Annotated in this window: 17 protein-coding genes; 3 read left to right on the top strand and 14 right to left on the bottom strand. The window is 71.7% G+C overall.

All coding sequences use genetic code 11. From position 1 onward, the window contains the following. Positions 1-4 precede the first annotated feature (4 nt). The 4 genes from ASF37_RS00565 to pafA all read right to left on the bottom strand — a co-directional run bounded on the left by ASF37_RS00565 (position 5) and on the right by pafA (position 4341). Positions 5-970 (bottom strand): YafY family protein, encoded by a 966-nt coding sequence (locus ASF37_RS00565; protein WP_235492967.1) that lies wholly within the window; start codon positions 968-970, stop codon positions 5-7. Beyond that, positions 967-1935 (bottom strand): YafY family protein, encoded by a 969-nt coding sequence (locus ASF37_RS00570; protein ID WP_055968242.1) that lies wholly within the window; start codon positions 1933-1935, stop codon positions 967-969. The genes ASF37_RS00565 and ASF37_RS00570 overlap by 4 nt, the downstream gene beginning before the upstream one ends. Before the next feature lie 20 nt (positions 1936-1955). Further along, on the bottom strand, positions 1956-2876 hold the full coding sequence (locus ASF37_RS00575; protein ID WP_056577377.1) for an FKBP-type peptidyl-prolyl cis-trans isomerase: 921 nt from the start codon (positions 2874-2876) through the stop codon (positions 1956-1958). 103 nt (positions 2877-2979) lie between these two features. After that, complete coding sequence (pafA, locus tag ASF37_RS00580; RefSeq protein ID WP_055968239.1) at positions 2980-4341, bottom strand: Pup--protein ligase; 1362 nt, start codon at positions 4339-4341, stop codon at positions 2980-2982. Between the two features lie 114 nt (positions 4342-4455). Between pafA and ASF37_RS00585 the strand changes: the two genes are divergently transcribed. Continuing rightward, entirely contained in the window at positions 4456-5436 is a 981-nt protein-coding gene (locus ASF37_RS00585; RefSeq protein WP_056578525.1) for an aldo/keto reductase, read from the top strand. A 34-nt stretch (positions 5437-5470) separates the two neighbouring features. Here ASF37_RS00585 and ASF37_RS00590 read toward each other — a convergent pair whose 3' ends face one another. The 5 genes from ASF37_RS00590 to dop form a co-directional block, all read right to left on the bottom strand. Then, a complete protein-coding gene (locus tag ASF37_RS00590) occupies positions 5471-7090 on the bottom strand; it encodes an alpha/beta hydrolase (protein ID WP_056578528.1) in 1620 nt (539 codons plus the stop codon). A gap of 114 nt (positions 7091-7204) precedes the next feature. Beyond that, the gene (prcA, locus tag ASF37_RS00595; protein WP_056578531.1) at positions 7205-7900 is read right to left on the bottom strand and encodes a proteasome subunit alpha; all 696 of its coding nucleotides are present in this window, start codon (positions 7898-7900) and stop codon (positions 7205-7207) included. A 21-nt stretch (positions 7901-7921) separates the two neighbouring features. Next, the gene (gene prcB / locus ASF37_RS00600; protein ID WP_055968610.1) at positions 7922-8737 is read right to left on the bottom strand and encodes a proteasome subunit beta; all 816 of its coding nucleotides are present in this window, start codon (positions 8735-8737) and stop codon (positions 7922-7924) included. 11 nt (positions 8738-8748) lie between these two features. Next, the gene (locus tag ASF37_RS00605) at positions 8749-8955 is read right to left on the bottom strand and encodes a ubiquitin-like protein Pup (RefSeq protein ID WP_055968231.1); all 207 of its coding nucleotides are present in this window, start codon (positions 8953-8955) and stop codon (positions 8749-8751) included. 105 nt (positions 8956-9060) lie between these two features. Then, positions 9061-10563: a depupylase/deamidase Dop gene (dop, locus tag ASF37_RS00610; protein ID WP_056577370.1), complete on the bottom strand. Its 1503-nt coding sequence runs from the start codon at positions 10561-10563 to the stop codon at positions 9061-9063. Between the two features lie 152 nt (positions 10564-10715). Between dop and ASF37_RS00615 the strand changes: the two genes are divergently transcribed. Further along, the gene (locus ASF37_RS00615) at positions 10716-11891 is read left to right on the top strand and encodes a glycosyltransferase family 1 protein (RefSeq protein ID WP_056577367.1); all 1176 of its coding nucleotides are present in this window, start codon (positions 10716-10718) and stop codon (positions 11889-11891) included. Here the strand turns inward: ASF37_RS00615 and ASF37_RS00620 are convergent. From ASF37_RS00620 to ASF37_RS00640, 5 genes are all read right to left on the bottom strand, one after another. Then, complete coding sequence (locus ASF37_RS00620) at positions 11881-12303, bottom strand: GNAT family N-acetyltransferase (RefSeq protein ID WP_056577363.1); 423 nt, start codon at positions 12301-12303, stop codon at positions 11881-11883. The genes ASF37_RS00615 and ASF37_RS00620 overlap by 11 nt on opposite strands. 89 nt (positions 12304-12392) lie before the next feature. Continuing rightward, entirely contained in the window at positions 12393-14114 is a 1722-nt protein-coding gene (arc, locus tag ASF37_RS00625; RefSeq protein ID WP_056578535.1) for a proteasome ATPase, read from the bottom strand. Between the two features lie 109 nt (positions 14115-14223). Further along, positions 14224-15111 carry a tRNA (adenine-N1)-methyltransferase gene (locus ASF37_RS00630; RefSeq protein ID WP_055968217.1) on the bottom strand — a complete coding sequence of 296 codons (888 nt, stop codon included), beginning with the start codon at positions 15109-15111 and terminating at the stop codon, positions 14224-14226. Further along, positions 15108-16061, bottom strand: a complete 954-nt coding sequence (locus tag ASF37_RS00635) for a site-2 protease family protein (protein WP_055968214.1) — start codon at positions 16059-16061, stop codon at positions 15108-15110. The genes ASF37_RS00630 and ASF37_RS00635 overlap by 4 nt, the downstream gene beginning before the upstream one ends. 28 nt (positions 16062-16089) lie before the next feature. Further along, positions 16090-16737 (bottom strand): HAD family phosphatase, encoded by a 648-nt coding sequence (locus tag ASF37_RS00640; RefSeq protein ID WP_056577358.1) that lies wholly within the window; start codon positions 16735-16737, stop codon positions 16090-16092. A 53-nt stretch (positions 16738-16790) separates the two neighbouring features. Between ASF37_RS00640 and ASF37_RS00645 the strand changes: the two genes are divergently transcribed. Then, positions 16791-18089: an MFS transporter gene (locus tag ASF37_RS00645; RefSeq protein WP_082480827.1), complete on the top strand. Its 1299-nt coding sequence runs from the start codon at positions 16791-16793 to the stop codon at positions 18087-18089. The last annotated feature ends 219 nt before the right edge of the window (positions 18090-18308 follow it).

An 18308-nucleotide genomic window follows, 5' to 3' on the forward strand; every position in this document is an offset into this window, starting at 1 on the left:
GGTCTCAACCATCGTACGCGGCGAGTGCTGAACGTGCCGTGTCCATCACCTGTCCGCGAAGTGTGCGTGGCTCGACGACGTGCACCGTGCCACCGTTGCGCAGCACGAGCCGACGCAGCCAGGCCTCGTCGCCCCCGTACAGGCGCACGCGGCGACGGCCGTCGACCTCGCCGAGCTCCTCGACCTGGTAGTACTCGGTGAGCCAGTGCGCAGCCGGGTCGAGGTCGAGGACGGCGGACGGGGTCTGGTCGCTCACGGAGAACAGCTCGTCGCCGAGGTCGCGGGCGGTGGCGTCGTGGCGCTCGACCGCCTGGCCGGTGTCGACGGCGCGCGTGATGCGGTCGAGCCGGAAGAACCGGACGTCCTCGGCGCGCAGGCAGTAGGCCTCGAGGTAGGTGTGGCCCTGCCGGGCGAACAGCTGCTGCGGGTCGACCTGGCGGGTCGTGACGTCGTCGCGGGAGTCGGTGGCGTAGTCCAGCTCGAGCCGGCGGCCGTCGGCCAGCGCGGCCGCCACGGTGTCGCGGATGGCGGGATCGACCTCGGCGACGTGCACGTCGACGGCCTCCACGGCGGTGTCGCCGGCCACGGCGGTCTCCAGCTTGGCCAGGGCGGCGTCGACGATCGGCAACTGAGGACCGGCGGCCGACGCGCGCAGGGTGCGCAGCGCGGCGACGAGCGCGATGCCCTCGTCGGCTGTCAGGCGCAGGGGTCGGGACAGGAACTCGGCGTCGCGGATGTGGATGACGTCGTCGCCCTCGAGCGCGGCGAGGTCGACGTCGATGAGCTCACCGGCGTACTCCCCCACCCCGGTGAACATGAGCAGGCGAAGGTCGTCACGGATCTGCTTGGGCGGGACACCGAACTCGCGGGCGACGTCGTGGACCGGCACCCCGTCGTTGCCCTGCAGGTACGGCACGAGCGCGAGCATCCGCACGACCTGCTGTGCGGAGCGGTTCGTCGGTCGGCTCACGAGGCCGCCCCCGTGGCCTCGAGCACGGCGCGCAGGCGGCCGATCACCTGGTCACGGAGCTCCGGCGGGTCGAGGACGACGACGTCGGGCCCGTACGAGGCGATCTCGGCGGCCAGGTCCCAGCCGGTGGAGAACGGGACGACGAGCTCGTCGCGACCGTCGTCGCCCGGAGTGACGGAGGCGGCGCTGCGGCGCAGGGCGTTGGCCCGGGCCGTCGCGACGCTGAGGCGCGCGGTGCGGTCGGACGGACGGGGGAAGAGGGCCGTGGCGGCCGCGGAGACGACCTCCTCGGCCGGGCGCTCGAACGCGCCGGGCTCGCCGTCGTGCTCCAGGTCGCCGACGACGCGGGAGAGGCGGAACATGCGCGGCGCGTCGCGGTCGACGTCGTGGCCGACGAGGTACCAGCGGCCACGCCAGGACAGGATCCGCCACGGCAGGACCCGCCGCTGCGTGGCCTCGGCGCCGGGGCGCCGGTACTCGAAGCGCACGGGGATACGACGGGTGGCGGCGTCGAGGGCCGCCTCGAAGGCCGGCTCGTGCGCCGACAGCTTGGGCTCGGCCATGCGCAGCACGTCGGTGTCGACCGCGACGCCGGCGGCCTTGAGCTTGACGAGGGCCGACGTGGAGCTGGTGGCCAGGCCGGCGTGCTCCCACACCTGCGCGGCCAGCCCCAGCACGGCGGCCTCCTCGCGGGTGAGGTCGAGGTCGGGCAGCTCGGCGGCGTCGCGTCGGATCCGGTACCCGGGCTCGTCGTCGAAGTACTTGTCGTTGGTGCCGGTCTCGACGGCGATGCCGAGCTCGCGCAGCTCCTCCTTGTCGCGCTCGAACTTGCGCTCGAAGGCCACCTGGGTCGAGGCGCGGTAGTCCGCGATCGCCTGGCGGATCTGTTCCTTGGACAGGTACTGACGGGTGACGAGCAGGGTGAAGATGAGGTTCATCAACCTCTCGGTCTTGCGGTCGGCCACGCCCCCAGCATGTCAGACGGTCAGGAGGCGTCCAGCAGGTCGATCGCGAAGGTCAGCGTGTCGCCGGGCTCGATGCCGCTGCCCTCCTGCGGGCTGTCGCCGTAGGCGGAGTCGGCGGGACACACCAGGACCACGCGGCTGCCGATCGTCTGGCCGGGCAGGAGGTCCTTCCAGCAGGCGATGACCTGGTCGAGCGAGAACGTCGACGGTGTTCCGCGGTCCCAGCTGCTGTCGAACACCTTGCCGTCGGGGTAGACCTGGCCGACGTAGTGCGCCGTGATGCTGGCCCCCTTGGCGACCTTCTCTCCGTCGCCCTTGATCGCGACGTACGCAGCCGCCTTCTCGGGGTCCTTCGTGACGTCGCCACTGGTCTCGAACCCGGCCGGCTTGTCGTCCTTCAGGGTGATCGAGGGGACGGTCTCGGGCAGCTTCTCGGCCGCACCCTTCGCCTCGGTGGGGACCTTGGCGACGATGTCGAACAGGAAGACCATGGTGTCGTCGGCCTTGACGCCCAGCGTCTGCTCGGCCTGGTCGCGCGCCTGGCCCTCGGCGAAGCCGTCCTTCGGCGGGATGGCGACCAGCACGCGGCTGCCGACCTTCTGCCCGGTCAGGCCCTTGACGAACCCGGTCAGCACGCTCCCCTCGGTGAGCTGCGTCGTGAGCGGGCTCTCGGCCTTGAACGAGTTGTCGAACTGCTTGCCCGTGCGACCGTTCACGGCCACGTAGTTGAGCTTGACGGTGTCGCCGTCCTGGACCTCGTCGCCGCTGCCCTCGTTGACGACCCGCGTCTCGGTGGAGTCGGTGGTGAAGTCCTCCGGGACCGTGACGCTCGGGTTCTTGCTCGAGCCGACCTCGACGGCGTCGAGTCCTCCACCGGAGCCGGAGCCGCAGCCGACGAGGACGAGGGCGGAGGTCAGGACGATCGCAAGGTTTCGACGCACGGGAGCACTTTCGTCGGGGTGATGGCCTCGATCACCGTAGCCCGGGCGCCCAAGAGGATCCTGAGCGGCGACCGTGCATCGGCCGTGGGGTCACGACGCTGCGTCACATGCCGTCGATGAGCCGCTGCACGCGGTCGTCGGCGGAGCGGAACGGGTCCTTGCAGAGCACCGTGCGCTGGGCCTGGTCGTTGAGCTTGAGGTGCACCCAGTCGACGGTGAAGTCGCGCCGGCGCTCCTGGGCACGCTTGATGAAGTCGCCGCGCAGCCGGGCCCGGGTGGTCTGCGGTGGCACCGACTTGGCCTGGAAGACCCCCAGGTCGGTCGTCACCCGCGCGACCGCTCCGCGGTTCTGCAGCAGGTAGAAGATGCCGCGGTCACGCCGGATGTCGTGGTAGGCCAGGTCGAGCTGCGCGATCCGCGGATCGGCCCAGCTCATGCCGTGCGCCGTGCGGTAGCGGTCGAGCAGACGGAACTTGATGACCCAGTCGATCTCGCGCTCGACGAGGGAGAGGTCCTCGGACTCCACGGCCTTGAGGGTGCGCTCCCACAGGTCCATCGTGCGGTCGATGGTGGGGGTGTGCAGGCCGTGCCGGTCGACGAACTCGGCGGCCTTGCCGAAGTACTCGGCCTGGATCTCCAGGGCGGAGAGCTCGCGGCCGTTGGCGAGCTGGACCTTGCGCCGTCCGGTCATGTCGTGGGAGATCTCGCGGATCGCCCGGATCGGGTTCTCCAGCGTCATGTCGCGCATCGTGACGCCCGCCTCGATCATGCGCAGGACCAGGTCCGTGGTGGCGACCTTGAGCAAGGTGGTGGTCTCGCTCATGTTGGAGTCGCCGACGATGACGTGCAGCCTGCGGAAGCGCTCGGCGTCGGCGTGCGGCTCGTCGCGGGTGTTGATGATCGGTCGCGACCGGGTGGTGGCGCTCGAGACGCCCTCCCAGATGTGCTCGGCGCGCTGGCTGACCGAGAAGATCGTGCCGCGGGGCGTCTGCTGGACCTTGCCCGCGCCGCAGATGATCTGTCGCGAGACGAGGAACGGGATGAGCACGTCGGCCAACCGGCTGAACTCGCCGCCTCGTCCGACGAGGTAGTTCTCGTGGCAGCCGTAGGAGTTGCCGGCGGAGTCGGTGTTGTTCTTGAACAGGTAGATGTCGCCGTCGACGCCGTCGTCGGCCAGGCGCTGCTGGGCGTCGAGCATGAGGCCCTCGAGGATCCGCTCCCCCGCGCGGTCGTGCGTGACCAGGTCGACCAGGTCGTCGCACTCGGGCGTGGCGTACTCGGGGTGGCTGCCGACGTCGAGGTAGAGCCGCGCGCCGTTGCGCAGGAACACGTTGCTGCTGCGCCCCCACGACACGACCCGGCGGAAGAGGTAGCGGGCGACCTCGTCGGGCGACAGACGACGCTGACCCTTGAACGAGCAGGTGACGCCGTACTCGTTCTCGATCCCGAAGATCCGCCGGTCCATGTCGTCAGCCTAGTCCGGCGACGCCGGCCCCGTCGGTCGAAGCGCCGGTCGCGGCGCGGTGCGCGCGGCACCGTTCGGGGCGCGGGCGCGCAGGCGGCCCGTAGGGTCGGGACCATGGAGCACAGGACCCTCGGAAGGACCGGCCGCGAGGCCTCGGTCGTCGGCCTCGGCACGTGGCAGCTCGGAGCGGACTGGGGCGACGTGAGCCGCGACGACGCCCGGGCCGTGCTGGACGCCGCCGTGGACTCCGGCGTGACGTTCCTCGACACGGCCGACGTGTACGGCGACGGCCGCAGCGAGCAGGCCATCGCGGACTTCCGGCGTGCGCGTCCGGACCTCGACCTCACGGTGGCCACCAAGATGGGCCGCCGCCTCGACCAGGTGCCCGAGAACTACGTCATGGACAACTTCCGTGCCTGGACCGACCGATCGCGCAGCAACCTCGGCGTCGACACGCTGGACCTCGTCCAGCTGCACTGCCCCCCGAGCGCGGTCGTGACCGACGACGAGGTGTACGACGCCCTCGACACGCTCGTCTCCGAGGGCGTCATGTCCGCCTACGGCGTGAGCGTCGAGACGTGCGACCAGGCGCTCGCCGCGATCGCGCGACCGGGCGTCGCGACGGTGCAGATCATCCTCAACGCCTTCCGGCTCAAGCCGCTCGACGAGGTCCTCCCCGCCGCGCGGGCGGCCGGCGTCGGGATCATCGCGCGGGTGCCGCTGGCCAGCGGCCTGCTGAGCGGGCGCTACACGGTCGAGACCACGTTCGCCGAGGACGACCACCGCTCGTACAACCGCAAGGGCGAGGCGTTCGACGTCGGCGAGACCTTCTCGGGCGTCGACTACGAGGTCGGTGTGCAGGCTGCGCGCGAGTTCACCGACCTGGTGCCCCAGGGCGTCTCCTCCGCCCAGGCCGCCGTCGCCTGGGTGGTCGCCCAGGAGGGCGTGAGCACGGTCATCCCCGGTGCCCGCTCCCCCGAGCAGGCCCGCGCCAACGCGCGCGCCGCCGCGGTCGACGTCCGGCCCGAGCTGCTCGAGGGCGTCCGGCGCATCTACGACACTCACCTGCGCGAGGCCGTCCACCCCCGCTGGTGAGCACCGGCGGGGGCGGACGTCGTCGGGCGGTGGCTCAGAGCCCGGGCAGCGGTGCCGGCAGTGCGGGTGCCGGGGCGCGCTGGGTGGTGGGCTGCTCCGCGAACGGGGCACGGTCCTGCGCGCAGGTCTCCCCGTCGTCCGGTGCGTCCCCGTCCACCAGGTAGCGCGCGACGACGGAGTCGGCGCACGCGCTGACCCCGAGCGTCGTGTGGCCGTATCCCTCGACCGTCAGCACGCGAGCGTCCGCGAAGTTCTCGGCGAAGGGTCGGGTGTTCGCGTACGGCGTCGCCGGGTCGAGGCGTGTGCCGATCACCAGGACGCTCGCGTCGGTCGTCTGCGTCCACGGCCCGGTGAAGGCGTCGCCGTCCCGCAGACCGATCTGCGGGCACTGGACGCCGACCCAGCTGCGGAAGCGTCCGAACCGCGGCGCGAGCCGGTCCTCGCGGTCGGCGAGCGCGGGGTACGCGGCGGGCGGGAGGATCGAGCGGGAGTCGACGCAGAGCTGGGCCAACGAGCTGCCGAGCGAGGTGTAGCGCTCCTGGGCCGGGGCCAGCTGCCGCTGCAGCGTCGTCGACGGCTCGCCGCCGCCCTGGGCGAGGAGCACGAGGAAGTCCGAGAGCCCGGCGAACGAGCTCGGCGAGTAGAGCTGGAGGAAGATCGACGAGATGGCCAGCGAGTAGGTGTACTCGACAGCGGTCCCCTGGACGTCGAGCGTCACGGGCTGCGTCCTCAGCCGCTCCAGGAGCTGGCCGACGACGTCCGAGGGATCACCCAACGCGTTCAGGGAGCAGCGCTCACCTGCCAGGCGGCACTGCTCGAGGAACGCGTCGAACGCCTCCTCCGCGGCCGGACCCTGGGCGAGACGTGCGCCGACCGAGCGCGGGTCGCGGTTCGCGCCGGAGTAGGCGTCCACGTCGACGGTGCCGTCGAGCACCATCGAGCCGACCCGGTCCGGGAACAGCCGGGCATAGGTCGCGCCGAGGTAGGTGCCGTAGGAGTAGCCCTGGTAGGCGAGCGTGTCATCGCCCACGGCACGACGCAGGAGCTCGAGGTCGCGCGCCACGTTCGCGGTGGACGCGTGGCGGATGACGTCGCCGGCCTCGTCGCGGCAGGCGCGAGCGATCCGTGCCGACTGGCCGACGAAGGCGCGCTCCTCGGCCCGGGTGACCGGGAACGCCGGGAGCCCCTCGAACGCGGCCGCCTCGTCCGCGGCGTCGTCGTAGCAGAGCGCGGGGTCGGACAGACCGACACCGCGCGGGTCGAACCCGACGAGGTCGTAGCGCTCGCGCACCTCGGGCGTGACGACGAGGTCGGAGATCTGGTGCAGGGTCGAGACACCCTCGCCACCGGGGCCCCCGAAGTTGAAGAACAGGCTGCCCTTCCGCGACTCCGGGTCGCTCGCCGGGAGCCGGGTGAGCGCGACGGTGGTGGTGGCGCCGCGGGGCCGGTCGTAGTCGGTGGGCAGCTCCACGGTGGCGCACTCGAAGCCCGCCGGCGCGCCCGCGCTGCAGGCCCCCCAGTCCAGCGAGGGCGTGGCGATGCGGTCGAGCCGCTTCTGCTCCGAGCCGCTGCGGGCCTGGGCGGGTGTGGTGGTGGTGGCCAGCAGGCCGGCGGCCAGCGTGGCCGCGGTGACGCACGACAGGAGACGTCGCATGGGTTCCCCCCGAGGGATCGATGACGTGACCCTCACGACGCTAGGCGTCGCGGTCGGGCAGGCGCATCGGTCGCGCGGCCGATGCCGCCTCCTCCCTCCGGCGGAGCGGAGGCGTCAGCCGGCGAGGGCCGTGGCGATCGTCGCCTCGTCGAGTCGCTTGAACTTGCGCGGCTGCGCACGGGTGCGGTCGAGGACCGCGGCCTCGAGGTCGCCGGCGGCGATCGAGCGGGCGGGGTCGGCGTCGGAGGCCAGGGCCTGGGTGGCGAGGCGCACGGCCCCGGCGAGGTCGAGCCCGGCCGTGAAGTGCTGGGTGACGTGCTCGTCGACCTGGTCGCTCTGGCCGCCCATCACGGCGTGGCCCTGGACGTCGGCCACGGAGCCGTCGTACATGAGCCGGTAGATGGTGTCGGTCTCGACCGAGTCGCCCACCTCGGCGACGAAGATCTCCACCTCGTAGGGCTTCTCGCCGCCGGAGGAGAAGATGGTGCCGAGGGTCTGGGCGTAGGCGTTGGCCAGGCCACGGCCGGTGACGTCGCGGCGGTCGTAGGCGTAGCCGCGCATGTCGGCGAGACGGACCCCCGCGATGCGCAGGTTCTCGAACTCGTTGTACCGCCCGACCGCGGCGAATCCGATCCGGTCGTAGATCTCGCTGATCTTGTGCAGCGCGCGCGACGGGTTCTCGGCCACGAGCAGGATGCCGTCGGCGTACTGCAGGACGACCACGCTGCGGCCCCGGGCGATGCCCTTGCGCGCGAAGTCGGCCCGATCCTTCATCAGCTGCTCGGGCGAGACGTAGAACGGTGCGGTCATGCTGCTCCTCCGGAGGGGCGTTCAGGTGAGGGGGGCCGAGGGCCCGTCGGGGCGCGTCATGCGGCCCCCGATGACCGCGTCGGCCACGGCGGCGGTCTCGGTCTCGTCCCAGGCGCGGTAGCCGTCGGCGGTGATCACGCTGACCAGCGGGAAGATCCGCCGGGTCAGGTCGGGCCCGCCCGTGGCGGTGTCGTCGTCCGCGGCGTCGTAGAGCGCCTGGATGACGGCGGTGACCGCGGAGCGCTCGTCCATGTCGGGCGAGTACAGCTTCTTGAGCGAGCCGCGGGCGAACGTCGAGCCCGAGCCGACCGAGTGGAAGGTGCGCTCCTCGTTCTTGTTGCCCGTCACGTCGAAGGCGAAGATGCGGCCGCACTGCTGCACCAGGTCGAAGGCGGCGAAGAGCGGCACGACCGCCAGACCCTGCATCGCCATGCCGAGGTTGCCGCGGATGAGGGCGGCGAGCCGGTTGGCCTTGCCGTCGGTGGAGAGCGTGGCGCCCTCGATCTTCTCGTAGTGCTCGAGCTCGACCTGGAACAGGCGGGTCATCTCGATGGCGATGCCCGCCGTGCCCGCGATGCCGACGCACGAGAACTCGTCGGTGGGGAAGACCTTCTGGATGTCGCGCTGCGCGATGACGTTGCCCATCGTCGCGCGGCGGTCGCCGGCCATGACCACACCGCCCGCGAACGTGGCGGCCACGATCGTGGTGCCGTGCGCGACGCCGGCGAGCTCACCGGAGGCGGCGCCGGCCGCACCGGGGAGCATCTCGGGCGACTGCGAGGCCAGGAGGTCGGCGAACGAGGTGCCTCCCACGGACCGGTAGCCGTCGGGAAGCATCACGGGGCCGCTCACTGGCCGCCCTTCTGGACGAAGCTCCGCACGAACTCCTCGGCGTTCTCCTCCAGGACGTCGTCGATGTCGCCGAGGATCGAGTCGACGTCGTCGTCGAGCTTCTCCTTGCGCTCGGTGTCCTGGGCTGCGTCGACGTGCGACGTCTCGACCTGCTCCTCGTCGTCGGAGGACTTCCGCGTGTTCCTGTGCTGCTGCTCGGCCATGCCGTCAGCCTATCCCCCTGCGACCCACACGCCGCTCGAGTTCGGGCCTGTCGCTGGCGGGTGCTTTTCGCGGCCGGACCGATGCGTCGCCTGCGGGCGCGGGACTCAGCGGCCGGTGATCGCCCGGAACAGCGCCGTGGCATCGGCGCTGGACTCGAAGAGCGCACCCACGTGGTCGGCGGTGCCGCGGAGGGGCTCCATGGTCGGGATCCGCTGGAGGGACTCGTAGCCCGGCAGGTCCAGGATCACCGAGTCCCAGGAGGCTGCGGCGACCTCGGAGGCGAAGGTGCTCAGGCAGCGGCCGCGGAAGAAGGCGCGGGTGTCGTGCGGCGGCTCCTCGACGGCGCGCACCACCTCGGCGTCGCTGACGATCCGGTCGATCCGTCCGGAGTGCACGAGCCGGTGGTAGATGCCGCGCTCGGCACGGACGTCGTGGTACTGCAGGTCGACGAGGTGGAGCTTGGCGTGGTCCCAGTCGAGGCCGTCGCGGTCCCGGTAGGACTCCAGCAGCGACAGCTTGGCCACCCAGTCGAGCTCGCGGACGCACTCCATCGGGTCGCGGGCGAGCCGGGTGAGCACGCTCTCCCAGCGCTGCAGCACGTCGTCGGTCTGCTCGTCGGACCCCTCGCGGGCCACGAAGGCCCGTGCCTGCTCCAGGTAGTGCCACTGCAGGTCCAGGGCGGTCGCGGTGGTGCCGTCCTGCAGCTCCACGAGCGTGGTGAGGGTCGTGTCGTGGGAGATGTCGTGCAGGGCCTTGACCGGCTGCGCCAGGGCGGGAGGCGGGGTCAGGAACCCCGCCTCGAGCATGGCGAGGACGATCGAGGTGGTGCCGTGCTTGAGGTAGATCGACGTCTCGGCCAGGTTCGCGTCACCGATGATCACGTGCAGACGTCGGTACTTCTTCGGGTCGGCGTGCGGCTCGTCGCGCGTGTTGACGATCGGTCGCTTGAGCGTGGTCTCCAGACCCACGCCGACCTCCATGTAGTCGGCGCGCTGCGAGAGCTGGTAGGCGTGCACGCTGCCGTCCTGGCGCTGCCCGACCCGGCCGGCGCCGCAGACGACGGGGCGCGAGACGAAGAACGGCGTCAGCTGCGCGACGATCGCGTCGAACGGGACCGCCCGGTCCACGAGGTAGTTCTCGTGCGAGCCGTAGGACGCGCCCTTGTTGTCGATGTTGTTCTTGTAGAGCACGATCGAGCCCGCGCCGGGCACCTGGGCGGCGAGCTCGGCGCCGCGCCGCATCACGAGCTCGCCGGCCTTCTCCCAGACGACGACGTCGCGGGGCGACGTGACCTCCGGCGAGGAGTACTCGGGGTGCGCGTGGTCGACGTACAGGCGGGCGCCGTTGGTCAGGATGATGTTGGCCAGGCCCAGGTCCTCGTCGGTGAGCTGGGTCGGGTCGGCGACCTCCCGGCTCAGGTCGAACCCGCGCGCGTCGCGCAGCGGGCTCTCCTCCTCGAAGTCCCAGCGGGCGCGCCGGGTGAGCCCGTGGGCGGCGGCGTAGCTGTTCACGACGTGCGTCGACGCCACCATCGGGTTGGCGTTCGGCTGTCCCTGGACGGCGATGCCGTACTCGACCTCGCTGCCTTGCACGCGTCTCACCGTCATGGCCCCAGCGTAGGCGTCCCCGCCCCACTCCCCCGACGTCCGGCGCCCGGTGGGTACGACGACCGGACCGTGCGCACGCTCGTCGCCCACCCTTCAACCGTCGGCCACCTCGCGGTGACCGTGGCGTCGTCGGCGCCCGCGAGGCTCGCGGCATGAGGATCGTGATCGTCGCAGAGTCCTTCCTCCCCCAGACCAACGGCGTCGTGCACTCGGTGCTCCGCGTCCTGGACCACCTCGCGGCCCGCGGGGACGACGTGCTGGTCGTCGCACCCGACGCCGGACCGGACGTGCCCGCCACCGTGGCCGGGGCCCGCGTGGTGACCGTGCCGGCCTGGTCGTTCCCGGGGTACGCCGACGTGCGGGTCGCCACCGGACGGGTCTCCCCGCTCACCGCGATCCTGCGGGACTTCGGCCCCGACGTGGTGCACCTCGCGTCGCCGTTCGCCCTGGGCTGGCGAGCGGCCCTGGCCGCAGCGGCGCTGGACCTGCCCGTGGTCGCCGTCTACCAGACCGACGTGCCGACCTACGCCGGTCGCTACGGGGTGCGGGGCGTGGAGACCCTGCTGTGGAAGCGGGTCCGCGACCTGCACGGTCGGGCCGACCTCACCCTCGCCCCGTCGACGGCCACGATCCGGACCCTGGAGGAGCGCGGGGTCGACCGGCTCCGGCTGTGGCGCCGCGGGGTCGACACCGACCGGTTCTCCCCCACCCGGCGGGACGAGACGTGGCGACGGGAGCTCGCTCCCGCGGGCGAACGTCTCGTGGGCTACGTCGGCCGGCTCGCGCCCGAGAAGCAGGTCCAGGACCTGGCTGCCCTGCAGCACCAGGCCGGGATCCGGCTGGTGGTGGTGGGCGACGGACCGGAGCGCACCCGCCTCGAGCGGCTGCTGCCCGGGGCCCACTTCACCGGCATGCTCCACGGCTCGGCGTTGGCCACCGCGGTGGCGAGCCTGGACGTGCTGGTCAGCACGAGCGAGACCGAGACGTTCTGCCAGGTGGTCCAGGAAGGCCTCGCCTCCGGTGTCCCGGTCGTGGCCGCCGGTGTCGGAGGGCCGGTCGACCTCGTCGACCACAGCCGTACCGGCTGGCTCTACGAGCCGGGCGACCTCGCCGACCTCGCCGAGCGGGTGCGTGACCTGACCGGCGACGACGCCAAGCGAGCGGCGTTCGGGAGGGCGGCGCGCCGCTCCGTGGAGGGGAGGAGCTGGCAGGCGGTGTGCTCCGAGCTCGTCGGCCACTACGCCGCAGCGATCGAGCAGCACCGCGGCACCGGACCGCACGACATCGGACGTCTGCACTGGACGACCCGACGCATGGTCAGGAGCTGAGCACCTTCGCCAGGTGGACGCTGTCGTCGTAGGCCGCGTAGAAGCCGAACGCCGGCTCGTCGACGTACCCGGCCGACCGGTACAGGGCGATCGCCTCGGGCTGCTGCGTGCCGGTCTCCAGCACGAGCCGGCGTAGCCCCGCCTCGGCCGCAGTGCGCTCCAGCTCGGTCAGCACCACACGCGCCAGACCCCGCCGGCGGAACGCCTCGCGCACGAACATCCGCTTGATCTCCGCGTCGGACTCCCCCTGCGGTCCGCCGCGACGCCAGCCGCCCATCGCGGCCGCCGCGCCGTCGACCTCCAGCACCAGGAAGAGCCCGTGCGGGGGCAGGAAGTGCTCGTCCTCGATCGGCGAGATGTCGCCGCTGCCGCCGTACAGCCGGCCGTACTCGGCCTGGACCTCGGTGGTCATCGCGACGACGTCGGGGTCGGCGTACCGGGCACGACGCAGCAGCGGCCGGTCCGAGGGACCGGCCGCGCTGCGCTCCCCGGGTCGTGCGCTCAGAGGTACTGCCCCGTGTTCGCGACCGTGTCGATCGAGCGACCCGGCTCGCTGCCACCCTTGCCCGTGATGAGGGTGCGGATGAAGACGATGCGCTCGCCCTTCTTGCCCGAGATGCGTGCCCAGTCGTCGGGGTTCGTCGTGTTCGGGAGGTCCTCGTTCTCCTTGAACTCGTCGAGGCAGGCCTGCAGCATGTGCTGGACGCGCAGGCCCTTCTGGCCGGTCTCGAGCAGGTCCTTGATCGCCATCTTCTTGGCGCGGTCCACGATGTTCTGGATCATCGCCCCTGAGTTGAAGTCCTTGAAGTACAGGACCTCCTTGTCGCCGTTGGCGTACGTGACCTCGAGGAACTGGTTGTCCTCGGACTCGGTGTACATGGCCTCGACGGTGCGCTGGATCATGCCCTGCGTCGTGGCCGTGCGGTCACCGCCCCACTCGGCCAGGTCGTCGGGGTGCAGCGGCAGCGTGGGCGTCAGGTACTTGCTGAAGATGTCGCGGGCGGACTCGGCGTCGGGTCGCTCGATCTTGATCTTCACGTCGAGGCGTCCCGGGCGCAGGATGGCCGGGTCGATCATGTCCTCGCGGTTGGAGGCGCCGATCACGAGCACGTTCTCGAGGCCCTCGACACCGTCGATCTCGCTGAGCAGCTGCGGGACGATCGTGTTCTCGACGTCGGAGGACACGCCCGAGCCGCGGGTGCGGAACAACGAGTCCATCTCGTCGAAGAAGACGATGACCGGCGTGCCCTCGCTGGCCTTCTCGCGGGCACGCTGGAAGACGAGCCGGATGTGCCGCTCGGTCTCGCCGACGTACTTGTTGAGCAGCTCGGGGCCCTTGATGTTGAGGAAGAAGGAACGTCCTTCCTCGCCGGTGCGCTCGGAGACCTTCTTGGCCAGGCTCGCCGCGACCGCCTTGGCGATCATGGTCTTGCCGCAGCCGGGCGGCCCGTACAGCAGCACGCCCTTCGGCGGCTTGAGCTCGTGCTCGATGAAGACCTCGGGGTGCAGGTACGGGAGCTCGACGGCGTCGCGGATCGACTCGATCTGGCTGCGCAGGCCTCCGATCGACTCGTAGTCGATGTCGGGGACCTCCTCGAGGACGAGCTCCTCGACCTCGCTCTTGGGGATCCGCTCGTACACGTACCCGGCGCGGCCGTCGAGCAGCAACGAGTCGCCCGCACGCAGCTTCATCCCCAGCAGCGAGTCGGCGAGCCGGACGATCTTCTCCTCGTCGGCGTTGCCGAGGACCAGGGCGCGCTCGCCGTCGGCCAGGATCTCCTTGAGCATGACGACCTCGCCGGTCGTCTCGAAGTCCAGCGCCGCGACCACGTTCATGGCCTCGTTGAGGATGACCTCCTGGCCCTTGCGGAGCTCGTCCCTGTCCACGGCAGGGCTCACGGTGACGCGCAGCTTGCGGCCACCGGTGAACACGTCGACCGTCTCGTCGGCGTTGAGCTGCAGGAACGTGCCGAAGCCGGTCGGCGGCTGGGCGAGCCGGTCGACCTCCTCCTTGAGCGTGACGATCTGGTCACGTGCCTCGCGCAGCGTGGACGTGAGCCGCTCGTTCTGCGCGTTGGTCGAGGACAGTCGGGCCTCGAGGTCGGACAGCCTGGAGTCGAGGGAACCCTCCGAGCCCAACCGGCGCCGGAGGTGCTCGACCTCCGCGCGCAGGTACGCCAGCTCGTGTTCCGATCCACCGGGGTTCTCGTTCACGATCGCCACCTCCTGCTCGTCGAGTTCGACCCTAGCCGAGATCAGGTTGCACCAAGGGTCGACCGAGCGCGCGCCGGATGACGATCCGGTTTCGCCGTGCCTGCGGTGCCCGAGGTGATCAGTCGGACATGCCCGCCGGTCGGGGCCCGTCGTAGTCGGGTCCGTAGGCCCCCGGGGCGGGGCGACGGGTCTTCTCCAGCGCCGGGTGTCCGGGTGCCATGCGCCGCGCGGTGACCAGGAAGGCGGTGTGCCCGACCATGCGGTGGTCGGGGCGCACGGCGAGTCCCTCGAGGTGCCAGCCGCGCTGCATCGTCTCCCACGCCGTCGGCTCCGTGAAGCCACCGTCGGCACGCAGGGTCTCCACGAAGCGCGACAGCTGCGTGGTGGTGGCCACGTAGGCGCACACGAGACCACCGGGGACCAGGCGCTCGGCCGCGAGCGGGACGCACGACCACGGGTCCACCATGTCGAGCACGAGCCGGTCGATCTCCGGCTCGGCCATGACCTCGCGCACGTCACCGACGGTGAGCGTCCACTGCGGAAGGTCCGGCCCGACGATCTGCTCGACGTTCTGGCGGGCCGTCTCGGCGAACTCCTCACGGATCTCGTACGAGCCCAGGTGCCCGTCGGGTCCGATCGCCCTCAGGAGGTAGGCGGTCAGGCTGCCGGAGCCGGCTCCGGCCTCCACGACCCGCGCGCCCGGGAAGATGTCGGCCATCGTGACGATGTGGGCGGCGTCCTTGGGGTAGATGATCGCGGCGCCGCGGGGCATCGAGACCACGTACTCCGACAGCAGCGGACGGAACACCTGGTACTGCCCGTCGAGCGTGGACGTGACGACGATGCCCTCGGGCTCGCCGATGATGTCGTCGTGGCGGAGCTGGCCCTTCTTGGTCGAGAACTCACGCCCGACCTCGAGCCGGATGTTGTGCTTGCGCCCCTTCGCGTCGGAGAGTCGTACCCACTCCCCCTCGACGAACGGTCCACTGCGCATCCAGGTGGTCATGATTCCCTTCGGTAGGCCGTGTCGACGTCCGCCGCCAGCAGGATCCCCACCGGGCGGTCGTCGTCGTCGACGAGCAGGTACACGTCGGCGGGGTGGGCGGTCATCGCCCGCAGCAGCGTGGTGCCCCGGGCCCGCACGCTGAGGCGCGGCCACTCCGGCGACACGTCGTCGCCCAAGGGGCGGCCGAGCTCGTCGGCGCGCAGCGCGTTCATGCGTGCCCCGCGGTCGGCACCGCGCAGCGCGGCCGTGGCTCCCGTCCAGAGGAAGAAGGCGACGAAGCCGACGAGCAGCACGTCGATCCACCAGCGGGCGCCCCAGGCGGCGCCCTGGACGGCCCGCACGACCACGAGGACGCCCAGGGCGAGGGCCGCCAGACGTCCGATCCACGCGGTCACCACGACACCCCGACGTTCGGACCCGGTGAGCTGCCAGATGATCGCGCGCAGGACCCGGCCACCGTCGAGCGGGAGACCCGGGAGCATGTTGAAGGCGGCGACCAGCAGGTTGACCCAGCCGATCGACCACCACAGGTCACGGGCGACGCCGGTGGAGCCGTCCGCGATCCCGTGGGCGAGCAGACCGATCGCGAGCGAGGCGAGGGGACCGACGACCGACGTGACCAGCTCCTGCCACGGCGTGCGGCTCTCGCCCTCGATGGCGGTCTCGCCGCCGAGGAGGTGCAGCGTGACCGTCGGGACCCGCATGCCGAACGACCGGGCGACGGCGAGGTGCGCGAGCTCGTGCACGAGGACCGAGACGTAGAGCGCCAGGACGAACGACGCGGCGACCACGTAGGCGTTCGTGCTGGCCTCGACGGCGAAGCGGGGCGCGAACAGCACGACGAGCACCACGCCCATGAGCAGCAGCGAGGGCCGGGCGAGCAGGTCAGCACCCGCCAGCCGGCCGAACCGGACGGTGCCTGCAGGACGCGGGCTGGACGGGACGCTCACGACGCCAACCTAGCGGGCGGTCCAGGCGTCACGCGGTGGCCCAGAGCTCCCTCAGCATCGAGACGTCGAGGCCGGCCAGGCTGGGCCGCACCAGGCGGCGCGGACCGTCCGGCACCGTGACCATGTGCGGCACGACGAGGACGACGCAGCCGGCGGCGTCCGCCGAGGCGGCTCCGGTCGCGGAGTCCTCGACGGCCAGGCAGTCGGCCGGGTCCACCCCCAGCATCCGGGCGGCCGCCAGGTAGGGCTCGGGGTGCGGCTTGCCGCGGCTGACCTCGTCGCCGGTGACGACGGCGTCGAAGGGCAGCGCCTCGACGACCGGTGCGGCGATCGAGCGGTACGACATCGTCACGAGGGCCTGGGGAACACCGGCCTCGGCGAGGGCCCGCACCAGCTCGGGAGCGCCCGGACGCCAGGGCTGGTCTCGCCGCATCGCCTCGCCGAGCTCGTTCACGAGGTGGTCGACGATCTGCTCGGGGTGGAGCCCGGAGCCGATGCGGGCCTCGATCCGGTGCGCGGCCTCGAGCAGGTCGCTTCCCACGAGGGCGAGGCCGTCCTCCTCGGTCCAGATGGCCCCGTGCCGGGCCGCCAGGGCGGTCTCGGCGGCCATCCAGAGCGGCTCGGTGTCGACGATGGTGCCGTCGAGGTCCCACAGGACGGCGGCGGGGAAGGTCACCGCACGAGCCTAGAAGACGCTCCGTCGGACTCCACGCCTAGGTTGGACCCGTCATGACCGAGCTCACGCCCCGCCCGCCCGCCCACGGGGCCGACGCCGTGCGCACCTGGGCCCGCGGACCGCTGCGCCCGTTCCGCCATCCGCAGTACCGACCGCTGATCGGTGCGGCGGCCTTCGAGCTGCTCGGCGAGGGCGTCTGGGTCATCGCGGTCGTGTGGCAGGTCATCGCGCTCGGGGGCGGCCCCGGTGCCCTGTCGCTCGCCATCACGGGCTACTCCCTCGGCATGGTGGCCACCGTGCTGGTCGGCGGCGTCGTCGCCGACCGCGTGCCGCAGCGTCGCATCCTCATGGCCACCGCCACGACCCGCATGGTCGTGCTCCTGGGCGTCGCGGCCCTGGCGCTCGGGGGCGGGCTCGAGATCTGGCACCTCACGGTCGGGGGCACCGTGCTGGGCATGGCTGTCGGCTTCTACTTCCCGGCCTACAGCGCCCTGCTCCCCTCGATCGTCGAGTCCGACGACCTGCTCGCCGCCAACGGCGTGGAGGGGTTCCTGCGGCCCACGCTCCAGCACGCGGGCGGCCCCGCGCTCGGCAGCGTCGTGGTCGCGTTCGCCTCGCCGGCGTGGGCCCTGCTGCTCGTGGCCGTCTGCCAGCTCGGCTGCCTGCTCACCCTGCTGCTGCTCCGCCCGGTCCCGCTGCGCCGCGACCCGGCCAGCCTCGGTGGCCATCCCGTGCGGGGTGCTCTCGCCGACCTGCGGATCGGGCTGCGCTACATGGTCACCACGCCGTGGTTCCTGGCCACGCTGCTGTTCGCGTGCCTCATGCTCCTGCTGGTCATCGGACCGATGGACGTCCTCATCCCGTTCGTGGTCAAGGAGGGCGGAGGCGACGCCACGGGGCACGCGTGGATCCTCGCGGCCTACGGCGCCGGCAGCGCGCTCGCGTCGCTCGGCATGAGCATGCTGCGCATGCCGCGTCGCTACCTCACGGTCATGAACCTCATGTGGGGCGTCGGGTGCCTGCCGCTCGTGGTCGTCGGCTTCACGTCGTCGGTGCCGCTCATCGCCGTCGCCCTGTTCGTCGTCGGGGTGCTCATCTCCGCGCCGATGGTGATCTGGGGCACGTTGCTGCAGCGTCGCGTGCCGCCCGAGCTGCTCGGCCGGGCCTCCAGCCTCGACTTCTTCGTCTCGCTGCTGCTGGTGCCCGCATCGGTCGCGATCGCCGGTCCCACGGCGGAGGCGGTGGGTCTGCGCGAGGTGTTCCTGGTCGCCGCCGCCGTGCCGCTCGTCGTGGCCGCGGTCGCGATCGTGTGGGCCCGGATGCCCGCCGACGAGATCGCCCACCCGCTCTGACCGTGACCTCCCACGGACCCTTGCGTTCTCGTGGGAGGATGGGAGCGAATCTCCGCGAAGGTCCACGCGAGCCCGCCGCCGGCTGGGGATTCCCACATCAACCCCGACGAGCCCGAGTCCGTGCCGCGGCGCGGGCGTCTCGCAGTGTCGATCGTGGAGGACAGAGCCGACCGTGGAGCAGCGTGTGACCCGACCCCAGGCGTGGCGCCCCGACGCCAC

Source organism: Aeromicrobium sp. Leaf289 (assembly GCF_001423335.1).
Lineage (GTDB): Bacteria > Actinomycetota > Actinomycetes > Propionibacteriales > Nocardioidaceae > Aeromicrobium.